This window comes from Nocardia sp. NPDC057455 (assembly GCF_042802775.1).
In the GTDB taxonomy this organism is placed as follows: domain Bacteria; phylum Actinomycetota; class Actinomycetes; order Mycobacteriales; family Mycobacteriaceae; genus Nocardia.
Window position 1 is genome coordinate 1 of sequence record NZ_JBHVDM010000155.1, and the last position, 3,003, is coordinate 3,003.

Annotated in this window: 6 protein-coding genes; 1 reads left to right on the top strand and 5 read right to left on the bottom strand. The window is 67.9% G+C overall.

The genetic code is table 11. The features are described from left to right. Positions 1 to 181: 181 nt before the first annotated feature. The 5 genes from ACFU5M_RS33360 to ACFU5M_RS33380 all read right to left on the bottom strand — a co-directional run bounded on the left by ACFU5M_RS33360 (position 182) and on the right by ACFU5M_RS33380 (position 2,301). Positions 182 to 739, bottom strand: coding sequence for a DUF2510 domain-containing protein (locus ACFU5M_RS33360; RefSeq protein ID WP_379055414.1), 558 nt, complete (start codon positions 737 to 739; stop codon positions 182 to 184). Positions 740 to 862: 123 nt separating this feature from the next. Continuing rightward, positions 863 to 1,177: a Clp protease N-terminal domain-containing protein gene (locus tag ACFU5M_RS33365; protein ID WP_379055416.1), complete on the bottom strand. Its 315-nt coding sequence runs from the start codon at positions 1,175 to 1,177 to the stop codon at positions 863 to 865. Positions 1,178 to 1,194: 17 nt separating this feature from the next. Beyond that, positions 1,195 to 1,542 (bottom strand): hypothetical protein, encoded by a 348-nt coding sequence (locus ACFU5M_RS33370; protein ID WP_379055418.1) that lies wholly within the window; start codon positions 1,540 to 1,542, stop codon positions 1,195 to 1,197. A gap of 58 nt (positions 1,543 to 1,600) precedes the next feature. Beyond that, positions 1,601 to 1,945: a hypothetical protein gene (locus ACFU5M_RS33375; protein WP_379055420.1), complete on the bottom strand. Its 345-nt coding sequence runs from the start codon at positions 1,943 to 1,945 to the stop codon at positions 1,601 to 1,603. Further along, positions 1,942 to 2,301 carry a hypothetical protein gene (locus tag ACFU5M_RS33380; RefSeq protein WP_379055422.1) on the bottom strand — a complete coding sequence of 120 codons (360 nt, stop codon included), beginning with the start codon at positions 2,299 to 2,301 and terminating at the stop codon, positions 1,942 to 1,944. The genes ACFU5M_RS33375 and ACFU5M_RS33380 overlap by 4 nt, the downstream gene beginning before the upstream one ends. A 439-nt stretch (positions 2,302 to 2,740) precedes the next feature. Here ACFU5M_RS33380 and ACFU5M_RS33385 point away from each other — a divergent pair. Next, a partial coding sequence (locus ACFU5M_RS33385; protein ID WP_379055424.1) for a helix-turn-helix domain-containing protein occupies positions 2,741 to 3,003 on the top strand: 263 nt, incomplete at its 3' end.

The window sequence follows — 3,003 nt, forward strand, 5'->3', positions numbered from 1 at the left end:
GTTGGGAAGCGGCACCGGAACCGACGCCGCCGTCATAAGTGCGAGAACCCGCCGAACCCCTGAAAACGGCGCACCCCCCGCCGATGGGTTCCCGGCACACAGGGGGTATATGCCGAGAGGGGTGGCGGGGGGGTTGCCTGGCACACGCTCGGGGGAGCGTCGCGCCGAGTCTAGCAGCGGCTCAACGTCCTAGAGCCAGATTTGCGACGCAGTTGTCGACCGCCGCGACCGGCGCGTCACCCGGCCCGACGTTCAACACCGTCGAGGCCTTCGGAAACCTCGAGTTGTTCCGTGCGCCGCCGGTCGACGCGAACGGAACACCGTCGCGCAACACCCACACATCCGACCGCGACTTCACCGCGCCGGACGCGTCGACGATCGTCGCCCCGAAATACACGTACCGACCCTCGCTGAGCACGGTCCCGTTGGTCAACCGATAGTCGGCGCGATTGAGACCGGCCGCCACGGTCGCGACGAGGTCGGGCGCCGCGGGCCCGCACCGCGGATCCGACGGCGGGAACGGCGCGCGCGGCGCGGCTGGCGGTGGCGCGGCCGCGGCCGGCGGCGAGCTGGTCGTCGAAGTCGTGACCGGGGCGGCGGTCGTCGCGGCCGGCGCGGCGGTCGGCGAGCTGCTCGCCGACGCCCGCGCCGTCGACGGTGCGGTGTCTTCGGTCTCCGACCCACACCCCGCGAGCGCGGCGGCGACAGCGACAACGGCGGCCGCGGTGGCAATCCTCATCATGCGAGATCCCCTCGTCTCGTAGCGAACTCGTCCCGACGGTACCCGCGATGCGGAGCCCGCACACGCGAACGCCCCGGCCCGTGACAGGCACGGGCCGGGGCGCTTCGTGCGTTGTGCGAACTATCCGGCGAGCCGCCGCGATATCCCGGTCACCGGGTCGTAATCGGTGATCTTTCCGTCGAGGTGGCGCGCACGGTAGGACGGGGCGAGGTACCCCGGTTCGCGCATCGTGGTCTCGATTGCCGCGGCGATACGTCGCGGGTCGATGCCGAGCGCGTGCAATTCCAGTGTCGGTACCGTGTCCGGTGCCGCGAGAATTGCCAGCATCAGATGCTCGACGCCGACGTACTCGTCGCCGCGGCCGCGCGCGATATCCGCCGCCGCCTCGACCACCTGCTCAAAGCGCGGAGTGCGGATCAACCCGTCGTGTGCCATGCGGCCCATTCTTCCACCTACTGTCCGAGGACTTCGGTCCATTCGTGGACGGTGTGCCCCCACGAATCCTTATAGGCCTGGCAGATCCAGTACCGCCACCCGAGGCCATCATGGGTCCTCACGTGCTGGCCCGCATTGAGTCGCGTGCACGACAGCGCCGGGGTGCCCTCCGCGGTCTGCTCCGATTCGGGCCACTTCGCCGACTCCGACCCGCGGCACGCCGAGTTGTCGTTCTTCGGGTCGACGTGCCCGAACAGACAGGGCCCGGCGTTGGCGGTCGCCGGTTCCGGGCCCGCGACCGACACGCCCGCGGCAACCGCGGCCGCGAGCAGCGACATCCACAACGCCCGTCCAAGTGCGATCATTTTCTCTTTCCTCCCTCATTCGTCCCGGCCCACCCGGGAACGCTCACCGCGCACCGGCTCAAAATCGAGTGCGCTGCAACAGTTCTGCGATGCGGTTGTCCGGCTGGAGCTTCCCGGCGCGATACAGGGCGGTGAACCCGGCGCGTTTGCGGCCGCAGTGTTCGAGGCTGCAACCGCGGTGTTGCTGACATGCCCGCCGCGCCTCCGACAGCGTGAGAGGCCAATACGGCGCATCGTGGGAGATTCGTAACCGCAACTGTTCGGGGGTCATGCGCGTACTGTTGCGCGCACCCGGTTCTGGTCCGGGCTCGCCGATAGGAATGTGTTTGGCTGCCCAGCACAGGACGCAAGCGATTCCGCCGACGGCGGCGATCACCGTGAGCAGCGCCGATATGTCGATCATGACGCGCTCACCCGCTGCCCGCGGTCCCACATCTCTTCTGGTTCGAGCGTGTGCACGAGCGCGCTGTAGGAGATTGCGCGCAACCCGTCGCCGAGGTGGTCGGCCGACGGGGTGATCACCGCGTCGGCGTTGCCTTGGCGGCACGCGGTGAGTACGCGCATCGTCGGAACGCGCCAGCGTCCGGCGTCGCCTTCGAGATGCTCGACAACCTCATACCCGCGGTCGGCACACAGTTTCGTGATCGCGTCATGGTGGCGGCCGGCGTTCACGCCCGAGATGTCCGTACGAATGAAGATCACGACCCGAATCACCGTGCTCGGGTCGCGGCGCTGCCGCGGCGGTTCGACGAGTCTCATGTCTAGAAGTCCTCGTCGAAGCTGTAGAACGCCGCGGCCGCCAAGTAGGCCGCGCACGGGCGGCCCGAGTCGGCAGAGTGTTTGTCGTGATGGATGAGCAATGCACGAGCGAGTTTGTGGTCGGCTATCTGCGGCTCTCGACACGCGATCGGCAACGGCAACGGCGACGACACGAGGCGGCCCCCTGGTGTGTGATGGGCACCCAGAGCGCCGGGTCCGGTCCGGCAACCGGAATCGCAAGGTGTTCCGGGTGAAGTGGCGTGGGGTGCGCGCCCGGCCGACCTCTCAATCGCCAGAACATCGACGGACAGCCGACCTGATGAGGGACGATGTTGCGGGGTCGCATCGGCTGTCCGGCCGGACGCGCCCTTTAACCATAGGTATCAATCAGGATGAATGTTTTTACAAAAGTAGTAAATTTGCCCTGTAGGCTCGTGGTATGAACGACCAACTACCGCCCCTGATCGCCGGTATCGGCGACCGCATCGCCGTCTACCGTCAAGCCGCGCGGCTGTCGCAAACCGAACTCGGTGCCGCGATCGGGAAGTCTCTGCCGTGGGTGAACCAAGTCGAGAACGGCCACCGGACACCCGACCGCCTCACGGACCTGATCAACATCGCGCGCGCGACCCGCTGCACACTGCCCGATCTGCTCGGCGGCCCGATCGACGAACTGACACCCGGCGCCCCGCCGCGCCGCGA

Coding starts and splice junctions, on each gene's coding strand:
- ACFU5M_RS33375 (WP_379055420.1), bottom strand. CDS start 1,945: ATGATCGACATATCGGCGCTGCTCACGGTGATCGCCGCCGTCGGCGGA.
- ACFU5M_RS33380 (WP_379055422.1), bottom strand. CDS start 2,301: ATGAGACTCGTCGAACCGCCGCGGCAGCGCCGCGACCCGAGCACGGTG.
- ACFU5M_RS33370 (WP_379055418.1), bottom strand. CDS start 1,542: ATGATCGCACTTGGACGGGCGTTGTGGATGTCGCTGCTCGCGGCCGCG.
- ACFU5M_RS33360 (WP_379055414.1), bottom strand. CDS start 739: ATGAGGATTGCCACCGCGGCCGCCGTTGTCGCTGTCGCCGCCGCGCTC.
- ACFU5M_RS33365 (WP_379055416.1), bottom strand. CDS start 1,177: ATGGCACACGACGGGTTGATCCGCACTCCGCGCTTTGAGCAGGTGGTC.